Source organism: Agromyces sp. H17E-10 (genome assembly GCF_022919715.1).
Lineage (GTDB): Bacteria > Actinomycetota > Actinomycetes > Actinomycetales > Microbacteriaceae > Agromyces.
Window position 1 is genome coordinate 3,786,251 of record NZ_CP095042.1, and the last position, 18,023, is coordinate 3,804,273.

At 69.8% G+C, this 18,023-nt stretch carries 13 protein-coding genes and 4 tRNA genes; 10 read left to right on the top strand and 7 right to left on the bottom strand.

The annotated features are described in order from the left end of the window. Position 1 precedes the first annotated feature (1 nt). The 3 genes from MUN74_RS17135 (at position 2) to dxs (ending at position 5,834) form a co-directional block, all read left to right on the top strand. The gene (locus tag MUN74_RS17135) at positions 2–787 is read left to right on the top strand and encodes a DUF3159 domain-containing protein (RefSeq protein ID WP_244853825.1); all 786 of its coding nucleotides are present in this window, start codon (positions 2–4) and stop codon (positions 785–787) included. 156 nt (positions 788–943) lie between these two features. Beyond that, positions 944–3,754, top strand: a complete 2,811-nt coding sequence (acnA, locus tag MUN74_RS17140; protein ID WP_305038257.1) for an aconitate hydratase AcnA — start codon at positions 944–946, stop codon at positions 3,752–3,754. A 133-nt stretch (positions 3,755–3,887) separates the two neighbouring features. Beyond that, positions 3,888–5,834, top strand: coding sequence for a 1-deoxy-D-xylulose-5-phosphate synthase (gene dxs, locus MUN74_RS17145; RefSeq protein WP_244853827.1), 1,947 nt, complete (start codon positions 3,888–3,890; stop codon positions 5,832–5,834). Between the two features lie 74 nt (positions 5,835–5,908). Here the strand turns inward: dxs and MUN74_RS17150 are convergent, their stop codons facing one another. The 4 genes from MUN74_RS17150 to MUN74_RS17165 form a co-directional block, all read right to left on the bottom strand. Further along, positions 5,909–8,053, bottom strand: coding sequence for a 3-hydroxyacyl-CoA dehydrogenase NAD-binding domain-containing protein (locus MUN74_RS17150; protein ID WP_244853828.1), 2,145 nt, complete (start codon positions 8,051–8,053; stop codon positions 5,909–5,911). A gap of 5 nt (positions 8,054–8,058) precedes the next feature. Continuing rightward, positions 8,059–9,264 (bottom strand): thiolase family protein, encoded by a 1,206-nt coding sequence (locus MUN74_RS17155; RefSeq protein ID WP_244853829.1) that lies wholly within the window; start codon positions 9,262–9,264, stop codon positions 8,059–8,061. Between the two features lie 78 nt (positions 9,265–9,342). Then, positions 9,343–10,539, bottom strand: coding sequence for an HRDC domain-containing protein (locus tag MUN74_RS17160; protein WP_244853830.1), 1,197 nt, complete (start codon positions 10,537–10,539; stop codon positions 9,343–9,345). Then, complete coding sequence (locus MUN74_RS17165) at positions 10,532–11,122, bottom strand: DUF3000 domain-containing protein (protein WP_244853831.1); 591 nt, start codon at positions 11,120–11,122, stop codon at positions 10,532–10,534. Before MUN74_RS17165 ends, MUN74_RS17160 begins: the two co-directional genes overlap by 8 nt. A gap of 86 nt (positions 11,123–11,208) precedes the next feature. Here MUN74_RS17165 and MUN74_RS17170 point away from each other — a divergent pair, with 86 nt between their 5' ends. After that, a complete protein-coding gene (locus tag MUN74_RS17170) occupies positions 11,209–12,444 on the top strand; it encodes an alpha/beta hydrolase family protein (RefSeq protein ID WP_244853832.1) in 1,236 nt (411 codons plus the stop codon). Here the strand turns inward: MUN74_RS17170 and MUN74_RS17175 are convergent, their stop codons facing one another. Further along, positions 12,445–12,882, bottom strand: coding sequence for a SufE family protein (locus MUN74_RS17175; RefSeq protein WP_244853833.1), 438 nt, complete (start codon positions 12,880–12,882; stop codon positions 12,445–12,447). It lies immediately after the preceding gene. Positions 12,883–12,943: 61 nt separating this feature from the next. Beyond that, positions 12,944–13,858 carry a sulfurtransferase gene (locus MUN74_RS17180; RefSeq protein WP_244853834.1) on the bottom strand — a complete coding sequence of 305 codons (915 nt, stop codon included), beginning with the start codon at positions 13,856–13,858 and terminating at the stop codon, positions 12,944–12,946. A gap of 142 nt (positions 13,859–14,000) precedes the next feature. Here MUN74_RS17180 and zapE point away from each other — a divergent pair, with 142 nt between their 5' ends. The 3 genes from zapE to MUN74_RS17195 all read left to right on the top strand — a co-directional run bounded on the left by zapE (position 14,001) and on the right by MUN74_RS17195 (position 17,116). Further along, entirely contained in the window at positions 14,001–15,056 is a 1,056-nt protein-coding gene (gene zapE / locus MUN74_RS17185) for a cell division protein ZapE (protein ID WP_244853835.1), read from the top strand. Positions 15,057–15,234: 178 nt separating this feature from the next. After that, positions 15,235–16,497 (top strand): ammonium transporter, encoded by a 1,263-nt coding sequence (locus MUN74_RS17190; protein ID WP_244853836.1) that lies wholly within the window; start codon positions 15,235–15,237, stop codon positions 16,495–16,497. Positions 16,498–16,549: 52 nt separating this feature from the next. Further along, positions 16,550–17,116, top strand: coding sequence for a type II toxin-antitoxin system PemK/MazF family toxin (locus MUN74_RS17195; RefSeq protein WP_244853837.1), 567 nt, complete (start codon positions 16,550–16,552; stop codon positions 17,114–17,116). Between the two features lie 122 nt (positions 17,117–17,238). Here the strand turns inward: MUN74_RS17195 and MUN74_RS17200 are convergent. Further along, positions 17,239–17,314 (bottom strand) — tRNA-Val (locus MUN74_RS17200). A gap of 238 nt (positions 17,315–17,552) precedes the next feature. Here MUN74_RS17200 and MUN74_RS17205 point away from each other — a divergent pair. The 3 genes from MUN74_RS17205 to MUN74_RS17215 all read left to right on the top strand — a co-directional run bounded on the left by MUN74_RS17205 (position 17,553) and on the right by MUN74_RS17215 (position 17,855). Next, a tRNA-Gly gene (locus tag MUN74_RS17205) sits at positions 17,553–17,625 on the top strand. 56 nt (positions 17,626–17,681) lie between these two features. After that, positions 17,682–17,755: transfer RNA gene (locus tag MUN74_RS17210), tRNA-Cys, on the top strand. 25 nt (positions 17,756–17,780) lie between these two features. Next, positions 17,781–17,855 (top strand) — tRNA-Val (locus MUN74_RS17215). Positions 17,856–18,023: the final 168 nt, after the last annotated feature.

The following is an 18,023-nucleotide window of genomic DNA, read 5'->3' on the forward strand; positions in this document are numbered from 1 at the left end:
GGTGACCGAGGCGACGGGCGCCGGGCGCCCCGAACCCGACGACGACGCGGATGCCGCGGGCGAATCCGCGTCCGACGCAGGCGAGTTCGGCCGGGCGTTCGCAGCCGCGGCCGAGAAGAGCGGACTCGGCGCGCTCGCGCGCGACGAGAAGCTGAGCGGGCGCGACCTGCTGACCGCGGTCGGCGGTGTTCGCGGCATCCTCGAGGCGCTGCTGCCGGGGCTCGTGTTCCTCATCGTCTACAGCTCGCTCACGAGCTTCGCCGGACAGGACGCGCAAGCCGCCCTGATTCCGGCGCTCATCGCGTCGGTCGGACTCGCCGTCGTGTTCACACTCGTGCGGGTCGCGACGAAGGGGCAACCCACGCAGGCGATCGCCGGACTCATCGGCGTGCTCGCCTCGGCGGCGCTCGCGCTGTGGACGGGCAACGCCCGCGACAACTACGTACTCGGCTTCTTCACGAACGCCGCCTACGCGCTCGCGCTCATCGTCTCGCTCCTCGTGCGCTGGCCCGCGATCGGGCTGATCGTCGGATTCCTCATGGGCGACGGGGTCGCCTGGCGGAAGGACCGTCGCAAGTACCGGGCGATGCAGTTCCTCACCCTCGTCTGGATCGGCCTCTTCGTCGCCCGACTGGCGGTGCAGGTGCCGTTCTACCTCGCCGACAACGTCGAAGCGCTCGGCGCGATGCGGCTGCTCATGGGCGTGCCGCTGTACGCCCTCGTGCTCGTCTTCTCGTGGCTCGTCGTGCGCGCGGTCTACCCGTCGGCCAAGCAACCGACCGAGTGATACAGTTATCTCGACGTCAAGATAAATCCGCACACCGTGCGAGGCCTGTCGGCGGGCATTCGGCTTAGGTTACCCTTGCTGGATCGGCCCCCTGTCTGACGGAGAAGATGGAGTGTTGTCCGCATGCCGGGCGGCATCCACGAAGGAGAGGACATCGTGTCTGCAGTGAACAGTTTCGGGGCGAAGGACACGCTCCACGTCGGTGACAAGTCCTACGAGATCTTCCGGCTCGACACCGTGCCGGGGCACGAGAAGCTGCCGTTCAGCCTGAAGGTGCTGCTCGAGAACCTGCTGCGCACCGAAGACGGCGCGAACGTCACCAAGGAGCAGATCGAGGCCCTCGGTTCGTGGGTGCCGACGGCGGAGCCCGACACCGAGATCCAGTTCACGCCCGCGCGCGTCGTCATGCAGGACTTCACCGGCGTGCCGTGCATCGTCGACCTCGCCACGATGCGCGAGGCCGTCGTCGCCCTCGGCGGCGACCCCGACAAGATCAACCCGCTCGCGCCGGCCGAGATGGTCATCGACCACTCCGTCATCGCCGACCTGTTCGGCACCGAGAACGCCCTCGAGCGCAACGTCGAGATCGAGTACGAGCGCAACGGCGAGCGCTACCAGTTCCTCCGCTGGGGCCAGACCGCCTTCGACGACTTCAAGGTCGTCCCGCCGGGCACCGGCATCGTGCACCAGGTGAACATCGAGCACCTCGCGAAGGTCACCTTCACCCGTACCGTCGACGGCGTGCTCCGCGCCTACCCCGACACCTGCGTGGGCACCGACTCGCACACGACGATGGTGAACGGCCTCGGCGTGCTCGGCTGGGGCGTCGGCGGCATCGAGGCCGAGGCCGCGATGCTCGGCCAGCCCGTGTCGATGCTCATCCCCAAGGTCGTCGGATTCAAGCTCTCGGGCTCGATCCCGACGGGCGTCACCGCGACCGACGTCGTGCTGACCATCACCGACATGCTGCGCAAGCACGGCGTCGTCGGCAAGTTCGTCGAGTTCTACGGCTCGGGCGTCGCCTCGGTGCCGCTCGCCAACCGCGCGACCATCGGCAACATGAGCCCCGAGTTCGGCTCGACCGCCGCGATGTTCCCGATCGACGACGTGACCCTCGACTACCTGCGCCTCACGGGCCGCAGCGACGAGCAGATCGCCCTGGTCGAGGCCTACTCGAAGGCGCAGAAGCTCTGGCACGACGCCGACAACGAGCCGGAGTACAGCGAGTACATGGAGCTCGACCTCTCGACCGTCGTGCCCTCGATCGCCGGCCCGAAGCGTCCGCAGGACCGCATCGAGCTCTCGAACTCGAAGGCCGCCTTCGAACAGGACCTCCTGAACTACGCGACGGTCGACCACGACCTCGTCGACCTCGAGATCGCCGAGTCGTTCCCGGCCTCCGACCCGCCCGGCAACTCGCCCGAGGACGAGCACAGCCACCACGAGCACCACCACGCGAGCCACGCTCCGGCGACCGCGTCGAACCCGACGCCCGTGACCCTCGCCGACGGCGAGAAGTTCACGCTCGACCACGGCGCCGTCGCGATCGCGGCGATCACCTCGTGCACCAACACGTCGAACCCGTCGGTCATGCTCGCCGCCGGCCTCCTCGCCCGCAACGCGGCGAAGAAGGGCCTCAAGGCGAAGCCGTGGGTGAAGACCACGCTCGCGCCCGGCTCGAAGGTCGTCACCGACTACTACGAGAAGGCCGGACTCACCGCCGACCTCGAGGCCCTCGGCTTCTACACCGTCGGTTACGGCTGCACGACCTGCATCGGCAACTCGGGCCCGCTGATCGACGAGATCTCGACGGCCGTCAACGACTCCGACCTCGCCGTCACCGCGGTGCTCTCGGGCAACCGCAATTTCGAGGGTCGCATCAACCCCGACGTGAAGATGAACTACCTCGCGTCACCGCCGCTCGTCATCGCGTACGCCCTCGCCGGGTCGATGAACTTCGACTTCGAGGTCGACGCGCTCGGCACCGACACCGATGGCAACGACGTCTTCCTGAAGGACATCTGGCCCGACGCGGCCGAGGTGCAGGAGACGATCGACAACTCGATCAACAAGGACATGTTCGTGCACCAGTACGCGAGCGTGTTCGAGGGTGACGAGCGCTGGCGCAACCTCGAGACCCCGACCGGATCGGTGTTCGAGTGGAACGAGGCGTCGACGTACGTCCGCAAGCCCCCGTACTTCGACGGCATGACGATGGAGACCACGCCGGTCAGCGACATCGCGGGCGCCCGCGTGCTCGCGAAGCTCGGCGACTCGGTCACCACCGACCACATCTCGCCGGCCGGTTCGATCAAGGCCGACAGCCCCGCGGGCCGCTACCTCACCGAGCACGGCGTCGACCGCAAGGACTTCAACTCCTACGGCTCGCGCCGCGGCAACCACGAGGTCATGATCCGCGGCACGTTCGCGAACATCCGCCTGAAGAACCAGCTGCTCGACGGCGTCGAGGGCGGCTACACCCGCGACTTCACGCAGGCGGGCGGCCCGCAGTCGTTCATCTACGACGCGTCGCAGAACTACCAGGCCGAGGGCACCCCGCTCGTCATCTTCGGCGGCAAGGAGTACGGTTCGGGCTCGTCGCGCGACTGGGCGGCCAAGGGCACGAGCCTGCTCGGCGTCAAGGCGGTCATCACCGAGAGCTTCGAGCGCATCCACCGTTCGAACCTCATCGGCATGGGCGTCGTCCCGCTGCAGTTCCCGGCCGGTGAGAGCTGGGCGTCGCTCGGCCTCGACGGCACCGAGATCGTCTCGATCACGGGCCTCGAGCAGCTGAACGAGGGCACGACGCCGAAGACCGTGCACGTCGTCGCTGCGCCGAGCGAGCACTCGCCCGCCGGCAAGGAGACAGTCGAGTTCGACGCGGTCGTCCGCATCGACACGCCCGGTGAAGCCGACTACTACCGCAACGGCGGAATTCTGCAGTACGTGCTGCGCAGCCTCGTCTGACGCGCACCACCTCGACGACAGGGCGATCGGCGATTGCGCCGATCGCCCTGTCGTCTGCCCGGGCGCTCAGGTTGCCCGGCGTAGACTCGTTCCGTTCGGCGGCATCGTCCGCGTCACCCCGGAGGCCCAACGCATGACCTTGCTCGAGACGATCCGAGGCCCCCGCGACCTCGACGCACTCTCGAAGGAGCAGCTGGAGCAGCTCGCCGTCGAGGTGCGGGAGCACCTCGTCGCCGACGTGGCGAAGACCGGCGGCCACCTGGGGCCGAACCTCGGCGTGGTCGAGTTGACGATCGCGATCCACCGCGTGTTCGACTCCCCGCGTGACGCGATCGTGTTCGACACGGGCCACCAGTCGTACGTGCACAAGCTACTCACCGGTCGCCAGGACTTCTCGACCCTTCGTCAGACGGGGGGCCTCGCCGGATATCCGCAGCGCAGCGAGTCGGAGCACGACATCGTCGAGTCGTCGCACGCGTCGAGCTCGCTCTCGTGGGCCGACGGCATCTCGAAGGCCTTCGAGATGACCGGTCAGCACGACCGTCACGTCGTCGCCGTCGTCGGCGACGGCGCCCTCACGGGCGGCATGACCTGGGAGGCGCTCAACAACATCTCCGACGACAACACGCGCAAGCTGATCGTCGTGGTGAACGACAACGGTCGCTCGTATGCGCCGACGATCGGCGGCATGGCGCGGTTCCTGAACTCCGTGCGCACGAAGCGCACCTACCGCAACCTGCACCTGTCGAGCCGTGACGCGTTCGAGAAGATGGGCGGCCCGGCGACGGCGTTCTACCGAGGCGTCCGCGGCGGCCTGCACGGCTTCCTCTCACGGTTCACGGACAACGAGGCGCTCTACTCGAACCTGGACATCAAGTACGTCGGCCCCGTCGACGGTCATGACGAGCAGGCGCTGGAGGCGGCCCTCCAGCAGGCGAAGCATTACGGCGCACCCGTCATCGTGCACGCGATCACCGAGAAGGGTCGTGGCTACGAGCCGGCCCGCAACGACGTCGCCGACCAGTTCCACGCCGTCGGCCAGATCGACCCCGAGACGGGCGAGCCGCTCGACACCGGGGGAGCGAAGAGCTGGACCAGCGTCTTCGCCGACGAGCTCGTGCACCTCGCCGAGCGCGACGACCGCCTCGTGGGCATCACCGCGGCGATGCTGCGGCCCACGGGCCTGCACCGGATGGCCGAGCGCTTCCCGACGCGCGTGTTCGACGTCGGCATCGCCGAGCAGCACGCCGTGACGTCTGCGGCGGGCCTCGCGTTCGGGGGACTGCACCCCGTCGTCGCGGTCTACGCGACGTTCATGAATCGCGCGTTCGACCAGCTCCTCATGGACGTCGCGCTGCACAAGGCCGGCGTCACGTTCGTGCTCGACCGCGCAGGCGTCACCGGGCCTGATGGCCCAAGTCACCACGGCGTCTGGGATCTCTCGATCCTCCAGGTCGTCCCGGGCATCCGCATCGCGGCCCCGCGCGACGCGATCCGCCTCGCCGAGGAGCTCGGCGAAGCCGTGCAGGTGACGGATGCCCCGACCGTGCTGCGATTCCCGAAGGGGTCGGTCGGTACCGAGTACGACGCCGTCCGTCGCACCGACGACGGCGTCGACGTGCTCGTCGAATCCGACCGCAGGGACGTGCTCATCGTGACCGTCGGCCCGATGGCCGGCATCGGGCTCGAGGTGGCCGAGCGGCTCGAGGCGCAGGGCATCGGTGCGACCGTCGTCGACCCGCGCTGGGTCGTGCCCGTGCCGCGCAGCGTCGTCGAGCTCGCGGGCGACTACCGCATCGTCGTATCGCTCGAGGATGGTATCCGCGTCGGCGGTGTCGGCACGCGCATCCGCCAGGACCTGCGCGAGGCGGGCGTCGACACGGCCGTCACCGAGCTCGGGCTGCCCGACGAGTTCCTCGAGCACGGTTCACGCTCCGACATCCTCGAGCGTGTCGGGCTGACCCCGCAGCACATCGCCCACGACGTCACGGCGATGGTGCTCGGCACCAAGCTTCCGCACGCGCGTGGGGCGTCGGGCGACACCGGCACGCAGCCGATCGTCGCGCACGCCCGCAAGTAGCCTGCGCAGGTTCTCCGAACACGCAACGGGCCCGCGACCTTCCGGTCGCGGGCCCGTTGCGTGGAGGTGACGGCCTACGCGCCGACCCCGCGAATCGCGGGGTGGTGGAAGGTGTCGCCGAACACGCGCTCCGACGCGCCCACGCGGTCGAGGTAGGGCGTGGCACCGCCGGCCTGGAACGGCCAGCCGGCGCCGAGGATGAGGCAGAGGTCGATGTCCTCCGCCGCGGCGACGACGCCCTCGTCGAGCATGAGCTTGATCTCGCGGGCGAGCTCGTCCTCGACGCGACGCAGGATCGTCGCGGCGTCGACGGCGGTCTTGCCGACCGTGATGGCCTTCTTCGCGTCCTTCGTGAGGTCGGTGACCTTGCCGTGCTTGTCCTTCTCGACGACGGGAGCGCCGAGCTTCGACAGCGCGTGCATGTTCTGGGAGGCGTAGAAGCGCTCGGGGAACTCGCGCACCATCGTGTCCTGCACGTGGGCGGCGACCGCCCAGCCGACGAGGTCGATGAGCTCGAACGGCCCCATCGGCAGGCCGATCGGTGCGAGCGCCTTCTCGACGACGGGCACCGGCGTGCCCTCGTCGACGGCGCGTGCCGCCTCGCCCATGACCTTCGCGAGCAGGCGGTTCACGACGAAGCCCGGTGCGTCGGCCGTGAGCACGGCGCTCTTGTGGAGCTTGGCCGCCGTCGCGAACGCGGTGGCGAGGGTCTCGTCGTCGGTCTTCGGCGTCTTGACGATCTCGAGGAGCGGCATGACGGCGACCGGGTTGAAGAAGTGGAAGCCCACGAGGCGCTCGGGGTGCGCGAGGTTCGCACCGATCTCCTCGACCGAGAGCGAGGAGGTGTTCGTCGCCATGACGGCGGTCTCGGACAGGTGCGGCTCGACCTCGGCGAACACCTGCTGCTTCACGGCCAGGTCTTCGAAGACGGCCTCGATGACCCAGTCGCAGTCGGCGAAGTCGGCCTTGTCGGTCGTACCCGAGACGAGGGCGCGCAGGCGGTTCGCCTCGTCGCCGTCGATGCGGCCCTTCTGCTCGAGCGTGCCGATCTCGTCGCGGATGTACGCGAGGCCCTTGTCGACGCGCGCCTGGTCGAGATCGGTGATGACCACCGGCACCTGCAGGCGGCGCACGAACAGCAGCGCGAACTGGCTCGCCATGAGACCCGCGCCGATGATGCCGACCTTCGTCACCTTGCGGGCGAGCGACTTGTCGGGCGCACCGGCGGGCCGCTTGGCGCGCTTCTGCACGAGGTTGAACGCGTAGATCGACGCGACGAACTGGTCGCCTGCCACGAGGTCGGCGAGCGCCTCGTCCTCTCGGGCGAAGCCCTCGGCCTTCGTGCCCGACTTCGCCGCCTTGAGCAGGTCGAGGGCGACGTACGGGGACTTCGCGGTCGTGCCGAGCTTGCCCTCGATGCTCTTGCGTGCGATGCCGACCGCGACGTCCCACTTGGCGAGCCGTTCGAGCTTGCCGGGCACGTTCGGACGCTTCACCTGCACCGAGCCGCCGAGCACGCCGTCGGCCCACTTGAGCGAGTCCTCGAGGAAGTTGACCGGGGCGAACATCGCGTCGGCGATGCCGAGGTCGAACGCGTCCTTCGCCTTCAGCATGCGGTTGTTCTTGAGCGGGTTCTCGATGACGACCTTGAGGGCGTTCTCGATGCCGATGAGGTTCGGCAGCAGGTACGCGCCGCCCCAGGCGGGCACGATGCCGAGGAAGACCTCGGGGAGTGCGATCGCCGGCGCCGAGGCATCCACCGTGCGGTAATCGCTGTTGAGCGCGATCTCGAGGCCGCCGCCGAGGGCGAGGCCGTTGATGAACGTGAACGACGGCACGCCGAGCTCGCTCAGCTTGCCGAACACCATGTGCCCGAGCTGGCCCATCTGCAGCGCGATGGCGCGGCTCGGGATCTCGCCGACCTTCGAGAGGTCGGCGCCCGCCGCGAGGAAGTACGGCTTGCCGGTGACGGCGACCGCCTGGATCTCGCCCGCCGCGGCACGGCCCTTCAGCTCGTCGAGGCGGTCGTTCAGTTCGAGCAGCGTGACCGGGCCGAGCGTCGACGGACGCGTGTGGTCGCGCCCGTTGTCGAGCGTGATGAGGGCGATGGTGCGTCCGGACGCGAGGCGGATGTCGCGCACGTACGAGTGCGTGACGACCTCGTCGTCGGCGAACGCGGCCGCCAGCTCGGAGAAGTCGATCTTCGAGTAGTCGGTCATGTCGTTCAGCGGCCCTTTCCGTACTTCTTGTGGTTGGGGTTCTCCCAGATGACGGTGCCGCCCTGGCCGAGCCCGACGCACATCGCGGTGACGCCGTAGCGCACCTCGGGGTGCTGCTCGAACTGACGGGCGAGCTGCAGCATGAGGCGCACGCCGGACGCGGCGAGCGGGTGACCGATCGCGATCGCGCCGCCCCACGGGTTGACCCTGGGGTCGTCGTCGGCGATGCCGAAGTGGTCGAGGAAGCTCAGCACCTGCACGGCGAACGCCTCGTTGAGCTCGAACAGGCCGATGTCGTCGATCGAGAGGCCGGCGCGCTTCAGCGCCTTCTCGGTCGACGGAATCGGGCCGATGCCCATGACCTCGGGCTCGACACCGGCGAAGCCGAAGCTCACCATGCGCATCTTCGTGGTGAGGCCGAGCTCCTTCGCGGCGTCCGAGCTCGCGAGGATCGCGGCGGTCGCGCCATCGGTCAGCGGTGAGGCGTTGCCCGCCGTGACCCGGCCGTGCGGGCGGAACGGGGTCTTGAGGCTCGCGAGCCCCTCCATCGTCGTCGCGGGGCGACGGCCCTCGTCCTCGCTCGCGAGGCCCCAGCCCTCGGCGGTGCGGATCGCGACCGGCACGAGATCGGGCTGGATGTGGCCGGCGTCGTACGCGGCCTGCACCTTCTGCTGGCTCAGCATGCCGAAGCGGTCGCTGCGCTCCTTCGTGAGCTCGGGGAACCGGTCGTGCAGGCGCTCGGCCGTGTTGCCCATGTTCAGGGCGTCGGCCGCGACGAGCTTCTCGGTGAGGAAGCGCGGGTTGGGGTCGGCGTCGAGGCCCATCGGGTGGCGACCCATGTGCTCGACGCCGCCGGCGATCACGACGTCGTACTGGCCGAAGCCGATGCCCGACCCGGTCGTCGTGACCGCGGTCATCGCGCCGGCGCACATGCGATCGATCGCGAAGCCCGGCACGCTCATCGGCAGGCCGGCGAGGATCGCAGCCGTGCGGCCGAGCGTGAGACCCTGGTCGCCCTGCTGCGTCGTCGCGGCGATGGCGACGTCGTCGACGCGCTCGGGAGGGAGGTTCGGGTTGCGCTCGAGGAGCCCGGTGATGGCCTTGACCGCGAGGTCATCGGCCCGGGTGTTCCAGTACATGCCCTTTTCACCGGCTCGTCCGAACGGGGTTCGGACCCCGTCGACGAACACGACATCAGCTCGTTCAGCCACGCTGCAGCTCCGTTTCGAAATCAGGATGCTTCGATCCTACGAACCGGTGTTCGGCGCCCGTGAATCGCTTGACGGTTCCTACGAACCCTCCGAGGTCGCGTCGAGGAGCGATTGTGATGCCTCGACAAACGCATCGGCGATAATCTGTGCGGTTGCCTCAATCTGCCACGGGCGTGCGCCCAGCTGAGCGAGCGCGGTGCCGATCGACACGGCATCGGCGGGCTGCGGCGGGTGCCATGCGACACGCCGCAGGAAGTCGGGGGTCAGCAGGTTCTCGACCGGCATGTCGAGCTGCTCCGCGATCACCGCGACGGCGGCCTTCGCCGCCTTCAGGCGGATGTCGGCCTCGGGGTTGCGTGCGGCCCAGGCCCGCGGCGGCGGGGGCGCGTCGCTCGGCACGCGGACGGCCGGCAGTTCGTCGGTCGAGAGCCCGTGCTCGATCGCCGACCACCACCGATCGAGTTCCGAGCGGCTGGCGCGACCCGTGAACTCGCGGAGGTCGGCGAGTGCGCGACGCGTCGAGGGGAGCGCCCTCGCGACCGCGACGATGGATGCGTCGGGGATGAGCCGCCCGGGCGCGATGTCGGTCTCCGAAGCGAGCGCGTCGCGCGAGACCCACAGTTCGCGTGCCACCGCGAGGTTGCGGGGGCTGCGCATCGAGTGGATGCCCGACAGCCGGCGCCACGGCTCGGCGGCCGGCGGCTTCGCGGCGCGATGCAGCACGGCGTCGAACTCCTGCCCGGCGAGGGCGGCCTTGCCCGTCTCGTCGAGCCGGTCGACGAGACGGTCGCGCACGTCGACGAGGAGCTCGACGTCGAGGGCCGCGTACTTCAGCCACGATTGCGGGAGGGGCCGGGTCGACCAGTCCGCCGCGGAGTGCTCCTTCGCGAGCTTGACGCCGAGCAGTTCCTCGACGACCGAGGCGAGTCCGACTCGCGGCATGCCGAGGAGGCGTGCCGCCAGCTCGGTGTCGAAGATGTGGTCTGGGTCGAGGCCGACCTCGCGCAGGCACGCGAGATCCTGGCTCGCGGCGTGCAGCACCCACTCCTCGGCGCGGATGCCGTCCTCCAGGGCCGAGAAGTCGGGGACCGCGGGGGCGTCGAAGAGGAACACCCCGGCTCCGCGCCGGTACATCTGGATGAGGTAGGCGCGCTGCGAGTAGCGGAACCCGCTCGCGCGCTCGGCATCGACCGCGATCGGTCCCTCGCCGCCGAGCAGCAGGTCGACGGCCTCGTCGAACGCGCCCGGCGTCTCGATCACCCGATACTCATCCACGATCAGACCTCCGGCGGGGCAGTGCGGTCACCCCTTCAGCACGAGGCGGGAGCCCCGCCAGCATGCACAACAACTCTCCCCAGCCTTCCACATGGGTGCCGATCGCCGCGTCGAGCGGCGTCCACGACGCCCGCAGCTCGATCTGCGCGCCGTCGCCCTGGTGGGCGAGCTCGCCGAAACCGGTCGAGAGGATCTTCGTGGCCGTGCCCGACGCGGCGACGTACCGAGCGCCCCGCGCGTCGAGTGCGTCGATGAGCCACGACCAGGCGACGTCGGCGAGGAACGGGTCGAGCCCGATGTCGGTCTCCAGCGGGGCCTGTGCGAAGCACACGACGCGGAACCGGCCGCCCCAGGCCTCGGGTTCGGCCGGGTCGTAGAGCAGGATGAACCGACCCGTGCCGAGCTCGGAGTCGTCGCCGTGCCGGGTGGGGGAGACGTCGGCCGACAGGGCCACCGAGAACGGGGCCAGCCCGCCCGGAGCCGGGATCTCCGAGACGGTGAGCTCGGCACGTGGCACGGCGGCCCGGATCGAGGCGAGCGCGTTCTCGAACTCGGCGGGGGCGACGGTCGGGTGGTCGGGCACGAGTGCAGACTAGAGTCTCCATCGGAGCCGGGGGCGGCGGCACGCCGCACCGGCTCGCAGTGGCGTCGAAGGGGAGGCAGCAGCGGATGGCGAAGCGGAGCACGGGACTGCGCGTCCTCGGCACGACGGTCGCAGCCGTGGGGATCGTTGCCGGCGCGATCGCCGTCGTCACCGCCGTCGCGACCGCGTTCGCCACGGTCGTCTTCGCCCGGAAGGTGGTCACCCCCCAGGCGAAACGTGACGACGACGTGCGGATCGTCGGCGTCGACCTCGCCGCCGGCCGCATCACGCTCGCGGCGAGCGACGAGTCGCGGATGCACGGCCGCTACGGGCTCTGGTTCGAAGGCGACAGCGGTCACGCCCGCCTCGCCGACGTCGACGAGGAGCGAGGCGGTGTCGTGATCCGCGGCATCGACGCCGTCGACTACGGTCGTCTCGATCGGGCACGGCGAGGGCGCATCGACGGGTGGTACTTCCTCGGCCCCTGGGAGCTCGACCTGCCGTACCGCGACGTCGTCGTGCAGACCCCGCTCGGCCCGGCGCCCGCCTGGTCGGTGCCCGCCGCCGCTCCGACCGACCGATGGGTGGTGCAGGTGCACGGCCGCGGCGCGAAGCGCCACGAGGCGCTGCGGGCGGTGCCGCCCGTTCACGAGGCGGGCTGGAACAGTCTCCTCATCTCCTACCGGAACGACGGCGAGGCACCCGAGAGCGCCGACCGCCGCTACGGCCTCGGCGGCACCGAGTGGGAGGACGTCGTCGCGGCGGTGCGGTTCGCGACCGCGCGCGGCGCCCGCGAGATCGTGCTCATGGGCTGGTCGATGGGCGGCATGATCGCACTGCAGGCGGTGCTGCGCTCCGAGGAGGCGCGCGAGCACCTCGTCGGCGTCGTCCTCGACTCGCCCGCGGTCGACTGGGTCGACATCCTCCGCTTCCAGGGGACGGCGCTCGGCCTTCCGGCCGGCCTCGGCGACCTCGTGGCGGGCGTCCTCGGGGCGCCCGTGGGCGTCGGCCTCACCGGGGCCGCAGCGCCGATCGACCTCGTCGCACTCGACCTCGTGGCCCGATCGGGGGAGCTGGCGACGCCGATGCTGCTCATGCACAGCACCGATGACGGGTTCGTGCCCATCGACGGGTCGCGCCGGCTCGCGGCATCCCGCCCCGATCTCGTGCAGTTCGAGGAGTTCACCGGCGCCCGTCACACGAAGCTGTGGAACCACGATCCCGAACGCTGGACGCGACTGATCACGGCGTGGCTCGCGACGCGATCGGGTGGCGCACCGGCCGATGCCGCCGGCGAGGGCGACGCGGAGATCGTCGGCTGATCAGGCCGCGACGCGCTCGCGGAGCTGACGCTTGGCCCGCGCGAGCATGCCGGTCATGCCGCGCACCCGCAGCGGGGAGACGGCCTCGCCGAGCCCGAGCGACTGGGGATAGTCGGCGGGGATGTCGAGGACCTCCTGCACGGTGAGTCCCGCGAGGCCCTGCACGAGGATCGAGGCGAACCCGCGCGTCGTCGGCGACTCGGCCGGGGCGGTCGCGAACAGGTGCACGATGCCGTCCTGCACCTCGACGAAGATGTAGACCGGCGACTGGCACTCGACGACCCGCTCCAGCAGGTCGGGGTGGTCGGCGTAGCGCTCGGGCAGCTCGGGCAGCTCGTTCGAGAACTCGAGCAGCAGCTGCAGCCGGTCGCGCACGCCGAGGGCGAGGAAGTCGTCGCGGATCTCGGCGAGGGCGGTGGGCAGGGTCGTCGGTTCCATCCCAGCCATTCTCCCATGCGACGCGGATGCCGCGGCCGGGGTCGGGCCGCGGCGCAGCGCCTCAGCGGCCGGGCACCTCGCCGCGCTCGGCGCCGGTCACGATCGGCACGCGCACGGCGCTGCCCCACTCGGTCCACGAGCCGTCGTAGTTGCGCACGTTCTCGAACCCGAGGAGGTGCTGCAGCACGAACCAGGTGTGGCTCGACCGCTCGCCGATACGGCAGTACGCGACGATGTCGTCGCCGTCGGCGAGGCCGACCTCGTCGCGGTAGATCGCGTCGAGCTCGGCGCGGGTCTTGAAGGTGCCGTCGGCCGCCGCGGCACGGGCCCACGGCACGGATGCCGCGGTCGGGATGTGGCCCGCTCGAAGCGCGCCCTCCTCGGGGTAGGCGGGCGCCGTGGTGCGCTCGCCCGTGTACTCCTCGGGCGAGCGCACGTCGATGAGCGCCCTCCCGGTCGGCGACTGCCCGAGGTGCGCGAGCACGTCGTCCTTGAAGGCCCGCACCGCGCGGTCGTCGCGCTCGACGACCGGGTACTCCACGGGCGCGACGTCGGGAACGGCGGTCGTGATCTCGCGGCCCTCCGCGATCCAGAGGTCGCGGCCGCCGTCGAGCAGACGCACGTCCTCGTGGCCGAACAGGGTGAACACCCAGAGCGCGTACGCCGCCCACCAGTTGTTCTTGTCGCCGTAGATCACGACGGTCGTGTCGCGTGCGATGCCGCGCGACCCGAGGAGCTCGGCGAACCGCTCGGCGTCGACGTAGTCGCGCACGACGGGGTCGTTGAGGTCGAGGTGCCAGTCGATCTTCACGGCGCCGGGGATGTGACCCGTCTCGTACAGCAGGACGTCCTCGTCGGACTCGACCACGACGAGGCCCGGTTCGCCGAGGTGTTCGGCCAGCCAGTCGGTCGAGACGAGGCGCTCGGGGTGGGCGTACTCGGCGAACTTCGCGGCGGAGTCGAACTCGGCGGACATGGGGGCCTCCTGTGGTCGCCCGGTCGGGCGGGTTGAGCGGGGGAGCGGACTAGGCTGATCACCTGTCCACCTCAGAATCTACGCGGCCCGCGGGGCGCAGTCACAGCACCCGTCATCAGGTGCAACACGGGAGCTCTCCAGCATGACCACGGCCTCCAGCCCGGCACCCATCCGTCTCGTCGATCGCAATCCATCGATCTCGGGGGCCGAGATCGCGGCCGAGCTCGTGCCGCCGCCGCAGTTCGAGCACGCGTCGTTCGAGTCGTACCGTCCCGACCCCGACTTCCCCTCGCAGCAGGCCGCCCTCGACCGGCTCAACCAGTTCGCGGGAGCCTGGCGAGCGGCCCAGCGTCCGGGCGGATTCTTCTCACGCAAGCGCCCCGCGCGCATCGAGCTGCCGGGCGTGTACCTCGACGGCGGCTTCGGTGTCGGCAAGACCCACCTGCTGGCCTCGCTGTGGCACGTCGCGCACGGGCCGAAGTACTTCGGCACGTTCATCGAGTACACGGCGCTCGTCGGTGCGCTCGGGTACGCGCAGGCGGTCGAGCTGCTTCGCGGTGCCAAGCTCATCTGCATCGACGAGTTCGAGCTCGACGACCCGGGCGACACGATGCTCATGACCCGATTCCTGGGCGAGCTCATGGCCGGCGGCACGCGCGTCGCCGCGACGAGCAACACGCCGCCGAACGCACTCGGCGAGGGGCGCTTCGCGGCCGCCGACTTCCTCCGCGAGATCCACGCGCTCTCGTCGAACTTCGAGACGCTGCGCATCGACGGACTCGACTACCGCCGGCGCGACACCGAGGGCCACGCGGTCGACGCGGGCGACGACGAAGCGGTGCGACGCACCGTCGACGCGCTCGCCTCGCGAGGGCATCGGGTGTCGCTCGACGGCTTCGACGAGCTCATCGCCCACCTCGCGACGGTGCACCCGTCGAAGTACGTGCGCCTCGTCGAGGGACTCGACGCCATCGCCCTCACCGGCGCCCACGAACTGCACGACCAGAACGCGGCGCTGCGCCTCGTCGCCTTCATCGACCGCGTCTACGACGCCGAGGTGCCGGTCATCGCGAGCGGCATCCCGCTCGACGAGGTCTTCGACGCCGAGATGATGGCCGGCGGCTACCGCAAGAAGTACCTCCGCTCGATGAGCCGCATGATCGCGCTCACCTCGGGCGAGCTGCCGCCGCACGACTGATCGGGGCACTCGCGCAGCCGATTCACCGCAGGATCGAGGCATCCCGAAATCTGCTGTTCACACGGCCGCCCCGACCGTAACGCCCCCGAAACACAACGACGAACCGCTCGAAACGCCCGCTCGTGACACTTGCGGCACGGGTCGCCCCCTCGGCCCGAATCCGAGAGAGGTTCGAGAGATGGATCAAGGCAACACCGCGTTCCTGTTGATCTCGGCGGCACTGGTGCTGCTGATGACGCCGGGGCTCGCGTTCTTCTACGGCGGCCTCGTCAAGGCGAAGAGCGTCATCAGCATGATGATGATGAGCTTCGGCGCGATGGGTCTCATCGGCGTGCTGTGGGTGCTCTACGGCTACGCCATCGCCTTCCCCGGCTCGGAGGGCCTCGTGCCGCCGTGGTCGATCGACTGGTCGGCGATCGGGCTCGAGAGCCTGCTCGAGACCCCCGAGGGCGCCGCGTACCCGCCGCTCGCGTTCGTGGCGTTCCAGGCGACCTTCGCGATCCTGACGGTCGCGCTCATCTCGGGCGCGATCGCCGACCGGGCGAAGTTCGGCGGCTGGATGGTGTTCGCGGGCATCTGGGCGACGATCGTCTACTTCCCGGTCGCGAGCTGGGTGTTCAACTTCGGCCTCGCCGACGATGGCAGCTTCGCGTACGGCGGCTGGATCACCTACGGCCTGCAGGAGGTCTTCGGCGTCGGTGCGATCGACTTCGCGGGCGGCACGGCCGTGCACATCAACGCCGGCGCGGCGGCGCTCGCCCTCGCGCTCGTGCTCGGCAAGCGGGTCGGCTTCTCCAAGGGCGCCCACGTGCCGCACAACCCGCCGTTCGTGCTGCTCGGCGCCGGTCTCCTGTGGTTCGGCTGGTTCGGCTTCAACGCGGGATCGGAGCTCGCCGCGGACAACACGTCGTCCCTCGCCTTCGTGAACACCATCGCCGCGCCGGCCGCGGCCCTGCTCGCCTGGCTCCTCGTCGAGAAGATCAAGGACGGCAAGCCGACCTCGGTCGGCGCCGCGTCGGGCGCCGTGGCCGGTCTCGTCGCGATCACGCCCGCGTGCGCTTCGCTGACGCCGATCTGGGCCATCGTGCTCGGCCTCGTCGCCGGTGCCGTGTGCGCCCTCGCGATCGACCTGAAGTTCAAGTTCGGCTTCGACGACTCGCTCGATGTCGTGGGCATCCACCTCGTGGGCGGCCTCATCGGCACGCTGTACCTCGGCATCTTCGCGAACGGCACCGGGCTCATCTACAGCGGCAACCTGACGCAGCTGGCTGTGCAGGCGATCGCCGCCGTCTCGGTGCTCGTGTACTCGTTCGTGCTCACCTACGGCATCGGCACGCTCATCCAGAAGACGATGGGCTTCCGCGTCAAGAACGAGGACGAGATCGCCGGCATCGACACCGTCGTGCACGGTGAGGACGCGTACAAGCTCGAGACCGTCTGACGCTCATCCTCGAGCCTCGGCCGGCCGACGGCGGTGGGGTAGTGTGCCCGGTGTGACTGACACCGGCCGCCTCCGCACCGCCGTCGGCCGCTTCTTGCGGGCGTTCACCTCGGGCAGCGCTCGCACGGCGGCGAGCCGCACGGCGGCCCTTTCGACTCGGGATGCCGCGCCGGCGCCCTTCTCTCCCGACGAGGTCTCGCCGGGGCAGTCGGGCCCGGATGCGACCGTCGAGATCGACCCGGGCCGCCTGCGCGACGTCCGGCTGGGCTATGCCCCGAGCCACGACGGCGAGCCCGACCCCGGGGAGGTCGTCTGGACGTGGGTGCCGTACGAGGAGCGCGACGGGCGCGGCAAGGACCGTCCGGTCGTGATCGTCGCCGCTTCGGGCACCGGGGACTTCCTGGCGGTACAGCTCACGAGCAAGGCGCACGACGGCGATCGCGACTACGTGGCGCTCGGAGAGGGGGCCTGGGACGCCGAGGGCCGCCCGAGCTGGGCGAAGACCGATCGGGTGTTCCGCGTGCGTACCGGCGGCATGCGCCGCGAGGCGGCCTCGCTCGACGCCGAACGCTACGGACTCGTCGCCGACGCCCTCGGACGTCGCTACGGCTGGCGCTGAGCGCTCTCGGTCTCGAGACGACGAAAGCCCCTGGACTGGCCAGGGGCTTTCTGTTGTGGGCGATGGTTTCGTGTGGTGGTCTCGAAACGACGAACGCCCCCGGCGTACCGGGGGCGTTCTCGTGGTGGGCGATGCCGGGCTCGAACCGACGACCTCTTCCGTGTGAAGGAAGCGCGCTACCAGCTGCGCCAATCGCCCATGTGGGATTTCGGTCGCCGTTGCGGTGACCGGACTCGATACTAGCCGACGGAGCGGGGCGAATGCACATCGGGCGTCGGCCGGGCGCGGCGCGGAGCGGACGAAGGTGTCGACACGCCCGGGATTCACGGGACGATTGGCCGTGTGACCGGGGAGAAGTCCCGCCGGCGCTCGCTCGGTTTGTGAATCGCTCGAAGTGTGTATAAAGTCTTCTCTGCACGCAGAAATGCGGAGCAACGCGGATGTGGCGCAGTTGGTAGCGCATCACCTTGCCAAGGTGAGGGTCGCGAGTTCGAGTCTCGTCATCCGCTCTGATCAGGGTCGGGCGAAAGCCCGGCTCCTGTTCTTTGGTGGTGAACCCATGAACGGTGGATTGGCCGAGAGGCGAGGCAGCGGCCTGCAAAGCCGTATACACGGGTTCGAATCCCGTATCCACCTCCAAGCCGAGATCCTCCGATCTCGACTCGGGCGATTGGCGCAGCGGTAGCGCGCTTCCCTGACACGGAAGAGGTCACTGGTTCGATCCCAGTATCGCCCACCACAACGAAAGCCCCGGCTCAGCCGGGGCTTTTCTCGTTTCCACGTCGACTTCTCGGTGCGGGCCCGGCTCGCCGCATCCTGTTCGGAATGGGGTGAGCCGGACCCCGGTGACCGGCTTTCGCTTTCACCGGGATCCGGTGGGCCGGCACAAGGTCGGTCCATGGGGAAT